Below are 18,182 nucleotides of genomic sequence, written 5' to 3'. Positions count from 1 at the left end.
ACCCCACCAAAACAAAAACTGCCCTTTAAAAGGGCAGTTCTTATGACAATTGATTATTAATGGGCAGGGAAAAACACGAGTTGTATAGCAAATAATATTCCAAATACGTATAGTAACCAAGAAACTTGCTTCCCTTTTCCACTTACTACTTTCAGTAATGGGTAAGTAATAAAGCCCATTGCAATTCCTGTTGCAATACTAGAAGTAAGGGGCATAGTTAAAATGATAATAAAGCTTGGAAATGCTTCATCGAAACTCTTCCAATCAACACGAGACAACCCTTCCATCATAAAGCACCCTACAATAATTAGTACTGGTGCCGTTATTGCAGATACTCCAGAGATGGCTTGAATAAATGGAGAGAAGAACATAGAAAGGAAAAATAATCCTGCTATAACAAGAGAAGTTAGACCCGTACGTCCGCCTGCTGCAACGCCTGATGTTGATTCTACATATGCAGTAGATGGACTTGAGCCAAATGTAGAACCTACCGTTGTCGCAATTGCATCTGCCATTAAAGCTGATTTAGCTTTAGGTAACTTTCCGTCTTTCATGAAGCCAGCTTGTTCAGCCACTCCCACAAGCGTACCTGTAGTATCAAAGATCGTGACCAACAAGAAAGCAAATACAACAGCATAAAGACCTTCTGTAAACACTCCCGCAATATCCATTTCAAAGAAAACTGGAGCAGGCGGCATAGAAACAACACCATTAAACGTTAGCTGACCTGTGAAGAAAGCAATGATCGCTGTCATAACAATTCCATAGAATAGAGCGCCCTTTACATTACGAGCCATTAAAATCAGCGTAATAAACAATCCTGCTATTGATAAAAGCGTATTTGGGGCTTGAAGATCACCAAGTGTTAAAAGCCCTGCTTCTCCTCCGTCTACAATAATTCCGCTAAATTGTAAACCTAAAAAGGCTATAAATAAGCCAATTCCTGATGTAATACCAAACTTTAATGAGTTCGGGATCGCTTCAATCAATTTCTCACGTAAACTTGTGAAACTGAGTAAAAGGAAGATCACACCAGCAATGAAAACCGCTCCAAACACAATGCTATAAGATAAACCATATTTCGTTACTACTGTAACAAAGTAAGCATTTAATCCCATTCCAGGTGCTATAGCAATTGGATAGTTAGCTAGTAATGCCATAAGGAGAGTACCTACAAGGGCTGAGATAATAGTTGCCATAAAAACTTGTCCAGATGGTACTCCAGCATTTCCGAGTATAACCGGGTTTACAAATATAATATAAACCATTGTTAGGAATGTTGTGATTCCAGCGTTGATTTCTGTTTTGATTGTCGTTTGGTTCTCTTGTAATTTAAAAAAACGATTCAACTACTTCACCTGCTTTTCACGAATGATAATAACAAACATTGATAATAATATTCGTTTTTAGGATATATTTCAATACTAAATAACAATTTGTTTAAGAAATTTATTAGTAAAGATAAGTTTAATGGTAAGCACCTATGAACTTTAACATCCCTAATAGGACCAAAAAGTAAACAAAAAAAAGCACCCTTCATTTGAAGAATGCTTGTAAAAGGACTACATTTATTTCTCAGAAAATCCCCACAGAAACGTCGGAACTGCACCTAGTCCTATTATAAAGATCCAATCTCTTAATGGCACATCCATGGTGTGGAATACAGGATGTAGAGGGTCATAGTAAATTACGACTAACATTAATATGAGCGAAGACAGTACAGCACCAATTAAATAAATGTTTGAAAAAGGATTTCTAGCAAATATGGATCGTTCACTCCGACAATCAAATACGTGGATGAGCTGCGCAACGACTAACGTACTAAACGCTATGGTCTGAGCATATAACAACCTTTCTGGGTCCCCTTGATATGCCATTATAAAAGCTATGAGAGTCACAATTCCAATCATAAACCCTCTTGATATAATTTTAAATCCTAACCCTCTGGCGAAGATTCCCTCTTTCGGACTTCTAGGGGCTCGCTTCATTACATCCCCCTCTGAACGGTCAAGCCCAAGGGCCATAGCTGGTAAACCATCCGTTACAAGGTTGACCCATAAAATTTGAACTGGTACTAAAGGTAAAGGTAGAGCAAGTAGCATTGCTAGAAGCATGACCAATATTTCGCCAACATTGGAGGCTAACAAATACCGAATGAATTTCCGTATATTCTCATAGATACTTCGTCCTTCTTGTATAGCTGACCGGATTGTAGCAAAATTATCATCAAGAAGAACTAAGGAGGACGCCTCTTTTGCAACATCTGTTCCACTCTGTCCCATTGATATACCTATGTCACTGGCCTTAATGGCAGGTGCATCATTGACCCCGTCCCCTGTCATAGCAACTTCGTGCCCTTGCTTTTGAAAAGCTTGTACGATTCGCAATTTATGTTGAGGGGTAACTCGGGCAAAAACGTACGTTTCTTCTATTATAGACTCCAATTGATCGTCATTCATTATTGAAAGTTTTGATCCTTCTATAACCCGGCCGTTATCTGGCATTAATTCTAAGTCCCTCGCAATAGCCCGAGCAGTCATCGCGTGATCGCCCGTAATCATAACGGTCTTTATCCCTGCTTGATGACACTCTTTAATGGCTCGTTTTACTTCTTTTCGAGGGGGATCAATAATACCTGTAAAGCCTATAAAAGTTAAATCCTTTTCTAATTCGAAGTCATTGTAAGATTGACCTTTTTTAAGTGGTTTACAACAAACGGCAATAGTACGCAACGCCTGATTCGCCATATCCCCAATCTTTGATTCAACCAACTGCTTATCCGTTTGCTTCAAGGGTCGCTGTCCCATTGATGAATAAATCGATGTACTTCTTGGTAACAAAACATCTGGTGCACCTTTCACAATAACCAAGCGTTCTCCATTTTTATGCTCAACAACGACAGACATGCGCTTACGATCTGAGTCAAAAGGGATTTCATATGTTATTTCCCATTCTGCTAAGTTTTCTTCTGTAATCCCTGCTTTCTTGCCTGCAACTCGTAAAGCGCCCTCAGTTGGGTCCCCCTCTACAACATACCGATCTTCCTTACGCAAAACTCTGGCATGATTACATAACGAACCATAAAGTAGCATGCGACTTACTCCGGGGATGTCTTTTATGTTTACTTCATCCTTTCTTCCATCAAAGAAAGCTCCATACGGATCATACCCTTCACCAGTCACGTAAAAATGTTCATCTATTGTACTTACTTGCTTTACAGTCATTTGGTTTTCTGTCATTGTTCCCGTCTTATCTGAACAGATGACAGAAGCACAGCCTAGTGTCTCAACAGCTGATAACTTTCTTACTATAGCCTTTTTCTTGATCATACGCTGAACACCAAGCGACAAAGCTACTGTTACAATTGCAGGTAATCCTTCTGGTATCGCCGCCACTGCCAAAGAAACACCAGCTAAAAACATTTCATACAAAAGGTGACCTCGGTAAACACCTGCTATTACTACAAATGATGTTAATAGAAGAGCAGTCACAATTAAAATCTTTCCTAATTCAGCTAATTTTCTTTCAAGAGGAGTAGGCATACGATTAGTTTGGACGAGTAAAGAAGCGATTTGACCCATGGCCGTTTTCATACCTGTTCCCACAACCACTCCAACTCCACTTCCCCTTGTAGCTAGGGTACCTGAGAAAACCATGTTACCTTGATCTCCTAATTCAACGTTTCCTTCTTTCAATTCTTTCGTATGCTTTAATACAGGAAGTGATTCTCCAGTTAAAGAAGACTCTTCTACTTCAAGGCCTGATGCAGTGATTAAACGAAGATCAGCGCTAATTCGATCTCCGCTCGTAACTTTAACAATATCTCCAAATACAAGCTCACGTGAATGCACTTTTTCCCAGTTACCATCCCTCAATACTTCTGCATATGGTGCTGACAACTCTTTAAGTTTAGCCAGTGATTTCTCAGCCTTTTGCTCCTGAAAAAAACCAAGCAAAGCGTTAACAAATACAATTGCCATTATGGCGATCGCGTCCACGTACTCCCCCAGTAATCCAGAAATAAGCGTTGCAGCCAATAGAACAATAACCATAAAATCTTGAAATTGGCGGAAGAATAATAACAGGATGCTGACCGACTTTCCTTCTTCTAGTTCATTAAGGCCTAGTTTCTTTAGACGTTCCTCTGCTTGGTTAGAAGAAAGGCCCAAGTTCATATCTACATCTAGCTTTCGTGCTAGATTCTCTACACTATATTGATACCAATTCACGTAACATTCCTCCTGAACCTGAGAGTCTATGGTATATCTATTCAGACTCGTCCAAAAAAATGCTATAATCGGTATATTGTGAGGTGATTACCATGTCTTTTGATGGCGTTGTCACCCGGGCAGTCACACACGAATTAATGCATTCGTTAACTCCCGGACGAATTATGAAGATCTATCAGCCAACGCAAACCGAACTTATTGTCACTGTTCGAAGCCAAGGGAAAAATCAACATGTCTTGCTTTCAGCACACCCTTCCTACGCTCGAATGCACGTGACAAAAGATACGTATCAAAATCCAAAAGAACCGCCAATGTTTTGTATGCTACTCCGCAAGCACTTAGTCGGTGGATTTATTGAGTCCATCGAGCAGCTTGAAATGGAGCGCGTCATTCAACTAAAAGTCCGTGGAAAAGACGAAATTGGTGATGAAACAACGAAAACCCTAGTGATGGAAATCATGGGTAAGCATAGTAATATCATTTTAGTTGATCAGGAAAGAGACATGATCCTAGATAGTATAAAACACGTGTCTCCTTCTCAAAGCAGTTACCGAACAGTACTGCCAGGTCATTCGTACAAAAGACCCCCTGATCAAGGAAAAACGAATCCAATCACATTAGACCCTGAAGTTTTTGTAAAGAAACTAGACTTTAATTCAGGTCGTATGGACAAACAAATTATGAGCATTCTCATGGGCTTTTCACCTATGATTGCTACAGAGATCAGCTATCGTGCTCGCCTAGGTTCTGCTACTACCTATCAAGAAACATTCAGCCATGTTCAGTCGCAGCTGATTCATCATGACTATACGCCTCAGTTATTAAGGGGAAAGAAAGAACACTTTTATGTTCTTCCGCTTGAATCAATGGATGCTGAAACCGAGACGTATAAAACAGTGAGCAATCTTCTTGATGCTTACTATAGTGGTAAAGCTGAACGAGACCGAGTCAAACAACAAGCAGGCGATCTAGCTCGCTTCATGAAAAACGAACGAGATAAGAACATCCGTAAGATTAAGAAACACGAAGAGACCCTTCAAAAAGCTGAACAAGCTGATGAATACCAGCGACAAGGCGAATTGCTGACCGCTCATATGCATCTTGTTAAACAAGGCGATAAATCCGTTACGGTTGTCGATTATTACGATCCGGAGCAAGGCGAACGCACAATCGAATTAAACCCTAATAAGACACCAAGCGAAAATGCTCAGAGCTACTTTGCGACGTATTCTAAGATGAAAAAGTCAAAAGAGGTTGTTCAAAAAGAAATTCAAAAAGCAGAAGAGGAAATTTCTTATTTCGACCAACTGATTCAACAAATCGAATCAGCTCGCGAAGAAGACGTCGAAGAAATTCGAGAAGAATTGCGAGAAGAAGGCTATATGAAGGCAAAACCACAACAGAAGAAGAAAAAGAAACCTCAAGCCCCTAAGCCTGAAACGTATTTTTCTTCCGATGGAACGACAATTCTAGTCGGGAAAAACAATAAGCAAAATGAATATGTAACAACGCGTATGGCAAACCGAAACGACTATTGGTTACACACAAAAGACATTCCAGGCTCACACGTAGTCATTCGAAGTGAAGACCCGAGTGAAGAAACCTTACAAGAAGCGGCTTTACTTGCAGCTTATTTCAGTAAATCAAAAGCTTCTTCATCGGTCCCAGTCGACTACACGTTGATTCGTCACGTGAAAAAACCAAACGGCGCAAAACCTGGTTTTGTAACCTATGACAACCAGAAAACGCTCTTTGTAACCCCTGAAGAAGCCGCCATTCGCGACCTTAAAAACAACGAACCAAAAGATTAAAAAAACTCGATCTTGCCCTAGCAAGATCGAGTTTTTATTTTGGCTCTATTAAAGTATAATGTTGTTATCTTTTATCAGGTTTGTTCTAAATAAACGCAGAATGGTTGTATACTCAAAATTGAGAGAATGTTTCCGTTAGCTTTAGTTCAGTGTAAGGTGGGCCTGGAAACCACTCGCTTTCCTGTGGGGAGCTGGTGAGCCTCCTCAGCCGGCACGCCGGCTGAGGGGTCTCACCTAGGCTCTTCTACCCACGGGAGTCTCGTAGTTTCCAGGCCCACCTTTGCCATATAAGAGTGAACGAAAACATACCACATAGGGTGACAACAGACCACTTAATGCTAACTGCGGGCCGTTCAACACTATAAAGCCAGGGCTTGTTCGGGGACTGCGAGACTCCCGCGGGAAAAGGAGCCTAGGGAAGACCCCGCAGAGAGCGAAGCGAATGAGGAGGCTTCCCAGCTCCCCGCAGGAAAGCGAGTTGTCCCCGAGCAAGCCCTAGCCCTCATAAACGCAGGCGGGCCCTACCCGCTGAAATATTCCAACCCGTTCCATATAAGGTGGCTTGTATGGAACAGCTAAGATTAACAATAAACGTTAACATAGCCTTTATACTAGACCCCTCTTAGCTAATATAGATTAGAATAACCAGAAGATCGCCACAAATAGCGCGATGGCACCTAGGTAAGTGAAACTAGCATACAGCCACTCCATTATTTGCTCTCTCCCAATTAACGAGGCGTTCAGCACACCAAATAAGGTGAGAGAAATGATCAGACTGAGAAAAGCTTTTAGATTTATAATAGGAGCAGCCATCGATACGAATATCCAAAAATAAAGATATAAATAGCATGTGAATAATCCAAGCACTGCGTTACTAATCATGACTGTGGCTTGTTTTTTAAAAGACATGAACTCACGACCTTCATACGTTAGTACATTCGCCATGATTGTACAACGGAAGGTTCGTACTAGCAATGCCCTTAGGCTTGGTAATTATATGAAAAGGCTCCTGGGTCTTGATTCCATTCTTTTAGACGGCTGTAGCTCTCAAGAGATATTTTATCTTGTTCTTTCATCAGCTCTAGTAATAGAGGAAATGTCGTAAGAGAGTGATACTCTAGAGACGCTTCCTTAAAAGCCTGTTCTGCTTTCTTAAGTTCATATGAAAACAGAGCCTGTACACCCACGACTACAACACCAGCTTCTTGTAGAGCTTGTGCTGAAGCGATCGAACTTTTTCCAGTAGATATTAGATCTTCAATGACGACCGCCTTTTGTCCCCTTTTTACTTCTCCTTCAATTCTATTCCCTTTTCCATGCCCTTTCGCTTTATCCCGTACATATATCATCGGAAGTTCAAGTATATCTGCTACCCAAGCAGCGTGGGGGATACCAGCTGTTGCGCATCCGGCTATAACTTCTACATCAGGATATTTCACTTGTATATGTTCTGCTAAGGATTGAGCAATTTCTTTCCTTAAAGATACATCACTCATTACAAGCCTATTATCACAGTAAACTGGAGATAGAATACCGGATGCCCACTTAAAAGGTTCATCTGGACTAAATTGTAGTGCCTCTATTTCAAATAGTCGCTTTGCAATTTGTTTATCGGTTAACATACGACCACTCCTTTTCGAATAATTGATACATTTTTTGTGGTTCGTCTGCTTTTGTAACTCCTCTACCGACAACGATAGAATCCACACCAAGTTCCCTCGCCCGATTTGGTGTCACTACACGTTTCTGATCATGGTCGTCTCCATCTTCTAAACGAATCCCTGGACAGAGGAGATGGAACGAATGAGGCAATTCTTGGCGTATTGCTCTTACTTCATGTGCAGAACAGACTACACCATTTGCTCCAGCCTCATAAGACATTTGAGCATAATTGACGACAGTCTCTTCCACTGTCAGTGGTATCCTAAGTTCTTCTTGCAACATTCGTTCAGTTGTAGAGGTTAATTGAGTGACTGCTAAGAGCAACGGGGGATTGTCTCCTTCCCTTGTTCCTTCAAGCAGTCCAGCTTTAGCTGCCCGAATCATTTCACTGCCTCCTGCTGCATGAACATTAACAACATCCACACGTAAAGAAGCAAGGTTTCTCATAGCTGATCTTACAGTGTTCGGGATATCATGGAGCTTTAAATCCAGAAAAACGTGATGCCCTTGTTCTTTTAAAGTCTTCACGATCTCAGCACCTTCTTTATAGTACAATTCCATGCCTACCTTAACAGGCACGCCTTCTAGATCGTAATCCTGAATAAAACGCAGTGCATCAGTTCCAGATGGAAAGTCAAGTGCCAGATAAAGAGGTTTCTTCATGTTTAAAGCTCCTTCCAATGCACGCTTGTACAGAACCATATCCACATCTATCCATAAGCTCAGGTAGTTGTTCAATGAGCTCAGGACAAATAAGAGGGTTTTGGAAATTAGCCGTCCCTACAGCTACTGCACTTGCTCCTGCTAATAAAAACTCAAGGACATCTTCTACACATGTTACCCCGCCCATACCGATTATAGGAATGGATACAGCCTGACTTACTTGATAGACCATGCGGATTGCTACAGGTTTAATAGAAGGGCCTGATAAGCCACCCGTCCCATTTGCGAGTATAGGACGCCCAGTTCCTAGGTCTAGCTTCATTCCAACAAGAGTGTTAATCATGGATAACCCATCAGCTCCAGCCCCTTCTACCGCCTTTGCCATCTCTACGATATCGCCTGTATTAGGAGACAATTTAACGTAAACTGGCACTTCACTAACACTCTTTACAGCTCTTGTTAAAGAAGCAGCAAGCGAAGGATCTGTTCCAAATTGAATCCCGCCTTCTTTCACATTAGGACAAGAGATATTCAGTTCAAGAGCATTCACCCTATGATGGGCCCCAAGCTCTCTGGCTACTTCTACATATTCCTCTTCAGTACTACCAGCTACATTGGCAAGTATCGGGGTTTCATATTGTTCGAGAAATTTGAGTTCTTCTTCCATAATGCGCTTAACACCCGGATTTTGAAGGCCAATCGCATTTAGCATTCCTCCTGATGTTTCAGCAACTCTTGGAGTCGGGTTCCCAAACCTCCCCTCACTAGTGGCGGCCTTGATGGTAATGGCACCAAGCTCATTTAGATCATAAAATTCACTAAATTCTCGACCAAATCCAAAACAGCCTGATGCAGGCAATATTGGGTTTTTCAACTCTAAGCCAGGTAACGATACTCGTAAGTCCATTACAACACCACCTCTCCAGCAGGAAATACTGGACCATCTTGACAGATTTTCCTATATCCTTTCGAATCTTCAGGGTCACTTGTTTCACACACGCAAGCAAAACATGCCCCTACTCCACAGCCCATTCGTTCTTCTAGCGAGATAAACCCAGGGATCGTAAATGTCTCTGAGACTCCTTTGAGCATTGGCTTAGGACCACAAGAGAAGTACTGTGTTACATCTTGATTAAGCACACCGATTAAATCCGTTACGCGTCCTTTATAGCCGTAACTCCCATCATCAGTAGTAATCAAAGTTTCCCCCAGCTCACGGAATGCATCTTCATAAAAGACCCCATCTTTACCTTGAAAACCTAGAACAGAAGTGACGGTGTTACTTTGTTGAACAAGCTTTCGGCCGAGATAATATAGGGGTGGTACACCTACACCCCCACCAATCAGAACAATATGCTCATTACGAACCCCCTCTATCGGAAAGCCTGTTCCACGTGGGCCAATAACATCAACCGTTTCTCCTATTTTCCTTTCCGAAAGCCATTTAGTACCTTTGCCAACGATTTTATAGATAACCGTGACTATATGATGATCTACATTCGCAATAGACAGTGGTCTTCTTAATACATGAGAAGTTCCATCTCCAACTTTAATGTGTAGAAACTGGCCTGGTTGCTTCATCGAATTGACGAAGCGACCAGTAAGTTTCATCTCGAATGTGTTAGAAGCAATCCATTTATTTTGGAGTACGTGCATGTCGTCCTTCTTTAACATGGTACACTCACCTTTTGTTTTGTCGTCTTTGGCATGGACTGCGCTGTAAAAGTCATTGATTCAATCACTCTTAGTATCGCTGATGCAGTATCCAAGGATGTCATACATGGAAGACCATGCTCTACCGCTTCACGGCGAATACGGAAGCCATCTTTTCGTGGTTGTTTGCCTGTTGTTAGCGTATTAATAACCATGTGAACTTGCCCTTTTTGGACTACATCTAGAACGGTTTGTTCTTCTGAACCAATTTTAGCGACTTTTGTAACAGGAAGACCTTCTTCCTCGAGCGTTGATCCAGTACCTTCAGTAGCATATAGTTCAAATCCAAGCTGATGGAAGCGAGTTGCAAGTTCTAAGAGCTCTTCTTTATCTTTATCCGCTACTGTCATCAAGACAGCTCCATTCCGAGGCACTTCAATTCCCGATGCTGTTAATCCTTTATATAGCGCTTTTTCGAGCGTGACGTCACGACCAAGCACTTCACCAGTTGATTTCATTTCAGGCCCAAGATATGTGTCTACACTTCGAAGCTTCTCGAACGAGAAGACTGGCACCTTCACAAAGACTTCATTTGGTTCAGGTAAAACCCCGTCAGAATAGCCAAGCTCTTGTAAGCGAGTTCCTATAATGAGGTCGGTTGCTAGCTTCGCCATTGTTACACCGGTAATTTTACTCAAGAACGGGACTGTACGACTTGCTCTTGGATTTACTTCGAGTACGTATACTTCGTCATTGTGAAGTACAAGCTGAATGTTGATTAAGCCCACAATGCCAAGTTCTCGTGCAATTCGTGTTGTATACTCTACACATTTTTCTTTTATGTCTTCGCTTATACGCTGCGTTGGATAGACTGCAATGGAGTCTCCGGAGTGAACACCTGCTCGCTCTATATGCTCCATTATACCTGGTATAACAACGGTTTCTCCGTCGCTGATGGCATCCACTTCAATTTCAATCCCAGTCATATACGTATCGATTAGAACAGGATGGTCTTTGTGTACTTTTACAGCTTCTTCAATATAGCGTTCCAATTCAGACTGCTCGTACACAATTTCCATTGCACGCCCTCCAAGAACGTATGATGGGCGTACAACTAGCGGGAATCCAAGCGTTTCAGATGCCCGCATCGCTTCCTCGGCTGTAGTAGCACAAATTCCCTTTGGCTGCGGGATGCCAAGTTTAGAAAGGGTATATTCAAATTTGTCACGATCCTCTGAGCGATCAATTGCTTCTAAAGAAGTACCTAAAATATTGACGCCTCTTCTAGCTAATCCGTCCGCTAGATTAATAGCTGTCTGGCCTCCAAACTGCACGATGACACCCTTAGGTTTTTCTAATTCAACCACATGCATAACGTCTTCTAGTGTTAGAGGTTCAAAGTAAAGCTTGTCAGAAATACTGAAATCTGTTGAAACCGTCTCAGGATTATTATTCATGATAATGGCTTCATATCCTGCTTCTTTTAGTGCTAGTACGGAATGGACAGTCGCATAGTCGAATTCAACTCCCTGCCCAATTCTGATTGGACCAGAGCCAAGTACAAGAATCTTCTCCCGCTCTGATTGAACGGATTCATTCTCCGTTTCATATGAGCTGTAAAAATAAGGTGTGGTGGATTCAAATTCAGCTGCACATGTATCTACCATCTTGTATACTGGGACAATACTTTCATTCGTGCGGTACGTGTATACTTCATCTTCTGTTGTATTCCATAAGCGTGCCAACGCAGTGTCTGAAAAGCCTTTTTCTTTAGCGATTTTAAGAAGATCCTTATCCCACGACTTCTCTTCCAATTGCTTCTCTAACTGTATAATCCCTTCAAACTTCTCCACAAAGAAGGGATCGATTTTGGTGTGGTGGACGATCTCATCCGTTGTCATTCCTCTGCGTAAAGCTTCTGCAATGATAAACAGCCGCTCATCATCCGCTTTCACAAGACGTTCAACCAATTCTTCTTGGGGTAAATGTGTAATTTCCTTTAAGTACAACTCTTCTGTGCCAATTTCTAACGAGCGAACCGCTTTAAGCATAGATTCTTCAAAGTTACGTCCAATAGCCATAACTTCTCCTGTTGCCTTCATTTGCGTACCGAGAATACGGTGGCCTTTAATAAATTTATCAAATGGCCATCGTGGTATTTTGGATACCACATAGTCTAAAGCTGGTTCAAACAAGGCATACGATGTTTCCGTTACAGGATTCTTAATCTCATCAAGCGTTAGTCCAACGGCAATCTTTGCAGCAATTTTGGCTATTGGATATCCTGTCGCTTTTGATGCAAGAGCTGATGATCGACTCACCCTTGGATTGACCTCAATGATGTAATAGTCAAAGCTGTTTGGATCTAATGCTAGTTGAACGTTACAGCCTCCTTCAATCTCTAAAGCTCTTATAATTTTTAATGAAACGTTCCTAAGCATTTGGTACTCCCGGTCACTGAGAGTCTGACTCGGCGCTACTACGATTGAATCCCCGGTATGAATTCCTACCGCGTCAACGTTTTCCATATTACAGACCACAATGGCGTGGTCGTTATGGTCCCGCATCACTTCATATTCTATCTCTTTAAAGCCTGCAATATTTTTTTCGATTAGACACTGATTGACAGGTGAAAGCTGAAGACCAGAATGAGCGATGGTTTCAAGGTCTTGCCTCGTGTAACACATTCCCCCTCCTGCTCCTCCCATTGTGTAGGCAGGGCGAACAATGACAGGATATCCAATCTCTTCAGCAAATTGTAGAGCATCATCTACCGTACTTACAATCCTGCTTTCTGGAACTGGCTCATTTAACTCATACATTAAAGAACGGAACTTTTCCCGATCTTCAGCTTTCTGAATGGCTTCAAGGGATGTGCCTAGTAACTCAACATTGAAATCTTTTAAGATTCCAGCCTCTTCTAGTTGCACCGCCATATTCAAACCCGTTTGACCTCCAAGTGTAGGTAGAAGGGCATCTGGCTTCTCTTTACGAATAATTTTTGCAAGGAATTCTACAGTTAAAGGCTCCATGTATACTTCATCCGCTATCGTTTCATCTGTCATAATCGTAGCTGGATTTGAGTTTGCTAGAATGACTTCATAGCCTTCTTCTCTTAGCGACTGGCATGCCTGCGTACCAGAATAATCGAACTCCGCTGCTTGACCTATAATGATTGGTCCTGATCCAATCACCAATATTTTATTTATATCTGTACGCTTTGGCATACAACTCGCTCCCTTCTCTTATCTCGTTTCACAATAGATAGGAATTCATCAAATAATCCGTTTGAATCTTCTGGTCCTGGCGCACTCTCTGGATGATACTGTACAGAAAAGGCTGAATATTTAGGATGGAAAAGCCCTTCAACACTCCCATCATTTAAAGCGTACTGACTAATTTGTAAATCTGTAGCCTCAACTGATGATTCTTCCACAGCATACCCGTGGTTTTGACTAGTCATATACACTCGACCGGTTGCTATATCTTTTACTGGATGGTTCGAACCTCTGTGACCAAACTTCATCTTAACCGTATCTGCCCCGCACGCTAGAGCAAAGAGTTGATGTCCAAGGCAAATGCCAAACAAAGGAAGTTCCCCTAGCAGCCCCTGAACCATCTCTACCGCTTCAGGTACATCTTTTGGATCTCCTGGTCCGTTAGAAAGCATGACCCCGTCTGGATTTAGTTTTAATATCTCTTCTGCAGTTGTGCTGTATGGAACAACCGTTACATGACAATTGCGTTTTGTGAACTCTCTTAAAATCCCATGTTTCATACCGTAATCAACCAGGACAATTCGTTCTCCCCGACCTGGCACCACATATGGTTTAATGGTTGAAACACGTTGAACCTGATCTGTGGGAAAACTCTCATTTTTAAGTGTTGCTATTACTTCTTCAGTAGATTGTTCGATTGAAGCAAAAGTTCCCTTCATCGTTCCAAACTGGCGGATCTTCTTCGTTAACATCCGTGTGTCAATACCACTGATTCCAGGAATATCTCTTGCCTTTAAATAGGCATCTAGTGTCTCCTCAGAGCGGAAGTTGCTAGGGTGAGAGCACGCTTCTTTCACGATAAGACCGTTTATGAAAGGGTTAATTGTTTCAAAATCTTCTCTATTTATGCCGTAATTTCCTATCAGAGGATACGTTAACGTTACAATTTGTCCGCAGTAAGATGGGTCAGAAAGAATTTCCTGGTACCCAGTCATCCCTGTATTGAAAACGACCTCACCGCTTGTAAGATTGTCACTTCCCAGAGCTTCTCCGATCAAAATTGTTCCATCTTCAAGAATGAGTTGTCGTTTCATATGTTTCTACCCCTTTCCAAATTACTTCTCCATCAACCATTGTGAGAACGGGTCTGCCCGATACTTGCCAACCACTAAAAGGAGTGTTATTCCCTTTTGAAGCAAAATCTTCCGTATTCACCTCTGCTGTTGCCTTAAGGTCTAAAAGCACTACGTCTGCAGGCGCTCCTTCTAGAAGTGTGCCGTACGGCAACCCAAACACTCTAGCTGGCTTGTAGCTGATCCAGTTTACCAACTGTTCTAATGTCCACCGCCCTGTTTTTACAAAATGGGTAAATAACAAGGAGAATGCCGTTTCAAGACCAACTATACCGAAAGGAGCACTTAAGAATCCCCCTTCTTTCTCTTCGTCTGTATGAGGAGCGTGATCCGTAGCGATAAAGTCAATCGTCCCATCTTCTAATCCTTCAATAAGTGCAAGTTGATCTTCTTTCGCTCGAAGAGGAGGGTTCATCTTAAACATGGCATCATCACCTGGAATGTCATCTTCGGTTAACAAAAGATGATGCGGGGTAACTTCTGCTGTTACAGGAATACCCGCTCGTTTGGCGTCCCGGATCACTCGTACTGACTCTTTTGTACTTACGTGACAAACGTGGTAATGACATCCAGTAGCTTCTGCAAGTAAGACATCACGAGCAATTTGAACGGATTCACAGATTGAAGGGATACCCGGTAGTCCCAGCTCTCTGCTCCTCTCCCCTTGGTGCATAACGCCCCCGTGAATTAGGGAGTTGTCTTCACAATGAGCAACCACGGACATATTAAAGGAGGCGGCTTTCTTCATTGCTTCAAGCATCATCCCAGCAGACTGAACACCTACTCCATCATCTGTAAATGCAAACGCTCCATTTTCCTTTAAAATCCTCATATCTGTTAATTCTTGTCCCAATTGCCTTGTTGTAATTGATGCATAAGGTAAGACACGAACACTTGCTTTCGTTCTGATTTTCTCTTGTAGTGCTTTTAAATGTTCCTCACTATCAGGGACAGGTCGCGTGTTTGGCATAGCGCAAACTGTCGTGAACCCTCCACGAGCAGCTGCTTTTGTACCGGTAGCGATCGTTTCTTTCGCTTCTCCACCGGGTTCACGCAGATGAATGTGAACGTCGACAAAGCCAGGAGCCACCACGCATCCTTTCCCGTCTATGATTCTGTCTACAGGTGGTTCTTCTGAAGTAAACCCTTTAATGATCTTTCCTTCAACGAGTAGATTGGTTAATTCATTATTGTGTAAGTTGTGTACATTTTTGATTAGTGTATTCATCTGTTTTACCCCCTTCTTGTAATGCCGCTCGTATCATGGCCATTCGCACATAAACCCCGTTTTCCATTTGAGTAAAGATGCGCGAACGCTCCCCTTCAACCAGTTCACTCTCAATCTCAACTCCCCTGTTCACTGGTGCAGGATGCAAGATAATACTATGTGATTTCATTTTCTGCTCCCGATCTAATGTTAGACCGTACTGTTGTAAGTATTGAGACTGACTCCCTTTTTGATTGTGTCGCTCATTTTGAATACGCAAGAGCATAAGAACATCTGCTTGTTGCACTGCCTCATCTATTTCAAGATAAGGGAAATCAAGTGTATTGTCTTTCCACTCTTTGGGCCCTGATAAGCTTACTTTCGCCCCTAAACGACTCAGTGCGTATGCATTTGAACGCGCTACTCGACTGTGTTTGACATCGCCTGCTATGACCACATGCACATCTTTAAAAGTTCCAAACTCTTCATAGATCGTATAGAGGTCTAACAAACACTGTGAAGGATGTTCGCCTTTACCATCACCGCCGTTTATGATCGGGATTGACACCCCGGTGACCAGCTCATGATAAAACCCTTCTCTTGGATGACGAATAACTACTGCAGAAGCACCTAGAGATTCAGCTGTTCGAACAGTATCGTAGAGAGATTCGCCTTTTTGAACACTTGAACTCTCTGGAGAAAAGTCCAGAACGTCTAACCCTAATCGCTTCTCTGCGACTTCAAAGCTCATCTTTGTTCTTGTGCTAGGTTCAAAGAATAAGTTAGCTACAAAGGTTGGTTTAGCTTGGAAAGATTGAACTTTACCATCTTTCATCCGTTTTGCTTGTATTAGCAAGCTATAAATCTCTTCATTCGTGAAATCATTCATTGTTAGAATATGTTTCATGCTACTCTCCCTTTCTGGTTTTAGAAAAGGTATAAAAAAACCAGCATCCTGAGTTAAGGATGCTGGTTAGACTGGGTCCGTGATTTTATAAAAAAGCGCACGAAACACAGATCGAACCTTTTCACCCTTTGAAACCTCTCTGGACTTCTTTAAAAAGTGTTGTTGTCGATTCAAGCAGCTGATTCATCTGACTTTTCAGCTTGTTCTTCTTCAGTTTTGAACATGTTTCCATTTCCATATGCAGATTCTTTGCCTGGGAGTGCCAAGTTTAATAGTACCCCGACTAGTGTTGCTAATGCCATGGAAGATACGGCAAAACCGTCAAATTGAAGTTTTGCACCCCCCACTCCAATCACCAAGATAACTGAGGAAATGATTAAGTTTCGTTTGTCCCCAAGATCAATGTTGTTATCAATCAGCATCCGCAGTCCACTTGAAGCGATAATTCCAAACAGAAGGATGGATACCCCGCCCATAACCGCTGATGGGACTGCACCGATCACTTCTGTAACAATACCAATAAATCCGAAGAAAATGGCGGTTACGGCCGCTCCACCGATGACAAAGACACTAAATACTTTTGTAATAGCCAAGACCCCAATGTTTTCTCCATATGTGGTATTAGGTGGTCCTCCTAAGAAGGAGGCAATCATAGTAGCTAAACCGTCTCCTGCAATAGAGCGATGAAGGCCTGGTTTGTCAAGGAAGTTTTGACCAACGACTTTTGAGAGAACCATTTGATCTCCTATATGCTCAGCAATGGTTACAAATGCAATGGGTACCATAATTAGGGCTATTTCTGCAATCGGCACTGACCCTGGTGAGAAATCTCTAAATGGTAATGTAAAGTCTGGCATTTGGAACACGCTACCTAAAAAGCTCAGGACTCCTGTTGCTGATGTAATCCCATTCCATTCAGCTTGTATTCCACTAGTGTCAACTACACCTTGCGTTAATGCGAACAAGTAGCCGCCTATTATTCCAAAGAGAACTGGGATGATACTCATAAATCCTTTAAAGAACAAGGAGGCAATAATGGTTAACGTTAGTGTAACAGCCGCTATTGTCATATAAGTTAATGAGTAATTCCCATCACTATCGTTCATCGCCATATCCACTGCAGTAGACGCTAACCCTAGTCCGATTACGATGATGACAGGACCTACTACTACCGGTGGAAGAACTTTCATAATCCATTTCGTTCCAAATACCTTAATGAGCATGGAAACTCCACCGTATACCAGGCCAGCCATAAAGCTCCCGAGCATAATACCCGGAACCCCTGCTGCTTGATCTGCAGCTATAATGGGAGGTATAAAGGCAAAACTTGAACCAAGATAAGCAGGTATTCTTCCCTTTGTAATGGCCAGATAGGCTAGTGTACCTACGCCGCTCGATACTAAAGCAACGGCTGGAGATAATCCAGTAAGGAATGGTACTAAGATTGTAGCCCCAAACATGGCAAACAAATGTTGTAAACTTAAAGCAATCCACTTAGGCAAGTTCGGTACTTCTCGTACGCCTAAATTCACTTGGTTCTTCTTCATTAATGATCCTCCTCTTATATGAGCATGCTTTGCTTTGATTTCATTCCATAAAAAAACCTCTTTGCGAAAGCTCGCAAAGAGGTAGACGTGTCCAATCGATACACGTTGCCTAGTCATTGCGACCTTTCGAGCCTCACAGGACTTCATTTAAA

At 42.1% G+C, this 18,182-nt stretch carries 13 protein-coding genes; 1 reads left to right on the top strand and 12 read right to left on the bottom strand.

The annotated features are described in order from the left end of the window. Nucleotides 1-56: 56 nt before the first annotated feature. Both N780_RS00260 and N780_RS00255 read right to left on the bottom strand, forming a co-directional pair. Nucleotides 57-1,349, bottom strand: coding sequence for an NCS2 family permease (locus tag N780_RS00260; protein WP_036778557.1), 1,293 nt, complete (start codon nucleotides 1,347-1,349; stop codon nucleotides 57-59). Nucleotides 1,350-1,568: 219 nt separating this feature from the next. Beyond that, a complete protein-coding gene (locus N780_RS00255) occupies nucleotides 1,569-4,229 on the bottom strand; it encodes a calcium-translocating P-type ATPase, SERCA-type (RefSeq protein ID WP_036778554.1) in 2,661 nt (886 codons plus the stop codon). A 92-nt stretch (nucleotides 4,230-4,321) separates the two neighbouring features. Between N780_RS00255 and N780_RS00250 the strand changes: the two genes are divergently transcribed. Next, nucleotides 4,322-6,040, top strand: a complete 1,719-nt coding sequence (locus N780_RS00250; RefSeq protein WP_036778551.1) for an Rqc2 family fibronectin-binding protein — start codon at nucleotides 4,322-4,324, stop codon at nucleotides 6,038-6,040. A gap of 636 nt (nucleotides 6,041-6,676) precedes the next feature. Here N780_RS00250 and N780_RS00245 read toward each other — a convergent pair. The 10 genes from N780_RS00245 to N780_RS00200 all read right to left on the bottom strand — a co-directional run bounded on the left by N780_RS00245 (nucleotide 6,677) and on the right by N780_RS00200 (nucleotide 18,030). Continuing rightward, entirely contained in the window at nucleotides 6,677-6,949 is a 273-nt protein-coding gene (locus N780_RS00245; protein WP_036778549.1) for a hypothetical protein, read from the bottom strand. A gap of 71 nt (nucleotides 6,950-7,020) precedes the next feature. After that, on the bottom strand, nucleotides 7,021-7,662 hold the full coding sequence (gene pyrE / locus N780_RS00240) for an orotate phosphoribosyltransferase (protein WP_036778546.1): 642 nt from the start codon (nucleotides 7,660-7,662) through the stop codon (nucleotides 7,021-7,023). After that, a complete protein-coding gene (gene pyrF / locus N780_RS00235; protein ID WP_036778544.1) occupies nucleotides 7,649-8,365 on the bottom strand; it encodes an orotidine-5'-phosphate decarboxylase in 717 nt (238 codons plus the stop codon). The genes pyrE and pyrF overlap by 14 nt, the downstream gene beginning before the upstream one ends. Continuing rightward, nucleotides 8,337-9,272 (bottom strand): dihydroorotate dehydrogenase, encoded by a 936-nt coding sequence (locus N780_RS00230; RefSeq protein ID WP_036778541.1) that lies wholly within the window; start codon nucleotides 9,270-9,272, stop codon nucleotides 8,337-8,339. The genes pyrF and N780_RS00230 overlap by 29 nt, the downstream gene beginning before the upstream one ends. Beyond that, a complete protein-coding gene (locus N780_RS00225) occupies nucleotides 9,272-10,039 on the bottom strand; it encodes a dihydroorotate dehydrogenase electron transfer subunit (RefSeq protein WP_036778539.1) in 768 nt (255 codons plus the stop codon). Before N780_RS00225 ends, N780_RS00230 begins: the two co-directional genes overlap by 1 nt. After that, nucleotides 10,033-13,245 carry a carbamoyl-phosphate synthase large subunit gene (gene carB, locus N780_RS00220; protein WP_036778537.1) on the bottom strand — a complete coding sequence of 1,071 codons (3,213 nt, stop codon included), beginning with the start codon at nucleotides 13,243-13,245 and terminating at the stop codon, nucleotides 10,033-10,035. Before carB ends, N780_RS00225 begins: the two co-directional genes overlap by 7 nt. Continuing rightward, nucleotides 13,224-14,330, bottom strand: a complete 1,107-nt coding sequence (locus N780_RS00215) for a carbamoyl phosphate synthase small subunit (protein WP_036778535.1) — start codon at nucleotides 14,328-14,330, stop codon at nucleotides 13,224-13,226. Before N780_RS00215 ends, carB begins: the two co-directional genes overlap by 22 nt. After that, a complete protein-coding gene (gene pyrC, locus N780_RS00210; protein ID WP_036778533.1) occupies nucleotides 14,308-15,597 on the bottom strand; it encodes a dihydroorotase in 1,290 nt (429 codons plus the stop codon). Before pyrC ends, N780_RS00215 begins: the two co-directional genes overlap by 23 nt. After that, nucleotides 15,557-16,483, bottom strand: a complete 927-nt coding sequence (locus N780_RS00205; RefSeq protein WP_036778532.1) for an aspartate carbamoyltransferase catalytic subunit — start codon at nucleotides 16,481-16,483, stop codon at nucleotides 15,557-15,559. The genes pyrC and N780_RS00205 overlap by 41 nt, the downstream gene beginning before the upstream one ends. Nucleotides 16,484-16,653: 170 nt before the next feature. Next, a complete protein-coding gene (locus N780_RS00200) occupies nucleotides 16,654-18,030 on the bottom strand; it encodes a solute carrier family 23 protein (protein ID WP_036778530.1) in 1,377 nt (458 codons plus the stop codon). Nucleotides 18,031-18,182: the final 152 nt, after the last annotated feature.

Source organism: Pontibacillus chungwhensis BH030062 (assembly GCF_000770675.1).
Classification (GTDB): Bacteria; Bacillota; Bacilli; order Bacillales; family BH030062; genus Pontibacillus; species Pontibacillus chungwhensis.
The sequence above is the reverse complement of the archived record's forward strand: the minus strand, read 5'-3'. Positions and strand labels throughout refer to the sequence as shown.

Bases quoted from the DNA above. Each gene is read 5' to 3' on its own strand.
- N780_RS00250 (WP_036778551.1), top strand. From the start codon at position 4,322: ATGTCTTTTGATGGCGTTGTCACCCGGGCAGTCACACACGAATTAATG.
- N780_RS00245 (WP_036778549.1), bottom strand. From the start codon at position 6,949: ATGTCTTTTAAAAAACAAGCCACAGTCATGATTAGTAACGCAGTGCTT.
- pyrE (WP_036778546.1), bottom strand. From the start codon at position 7,662: ATGTTAACCGATAAACAAATTGCAAAGCGACTATTTGAAATAGAGGCA.
- pyrF (WP_036778544.1), bottom strand. From the start codon at position 8,365: ATGAAGAAACCTCTTTATCTGGCACTTGACTTTCCATCTGGAACTGAT.
- N780_RS00230 (WP_036778541.1), bottom strand. From the start codon at position 9,272: ATGGACTTACGAGTATCGTTACCTGGCTTAGAGTTGAAAAACCCAATA.
- N780_RS00225 (WP_036778539.1), bottom strand. From the start codon at position 10,039: ATGTTAAAGAAGGACGACATGCACGTACTCCAAAATAAATGGATTGCT.
- carB (WP_036778537.1), bottom strand. From the start codon at position 13,245: ATGCCAAAGCGTACAGATATAAATAAAATATTGGTGATTGGATCAGGA.
- N780_RS00215 (WP_036778535.1), bottom strand. From the start codon at position 14,330: ATGAAACGACAACTCATTCTTGAAGATGGAACAATTTTGATCGGAGAA.
- pyrC (WP_036778533.1), bottom strand. From the start codon at position 15,597: ATGAATACACTAATCAAAAATGTACACAACTTACACAATAATGAATTA.
- N780_RS00205 (WP_036778532.1), bottom strand. From the start codon at position 16,483: ATGAAACATATTCTAACAATGAATGATTTCACGAATGAAGAGATTTAT.
- N780_RS00200 (WP_036778530.1), bottom strand. From the start codon at position 18,030: ATGAAGAAGAACCAAGTGAATTTAGGCGTACGAGAAGTACCGAACTTG.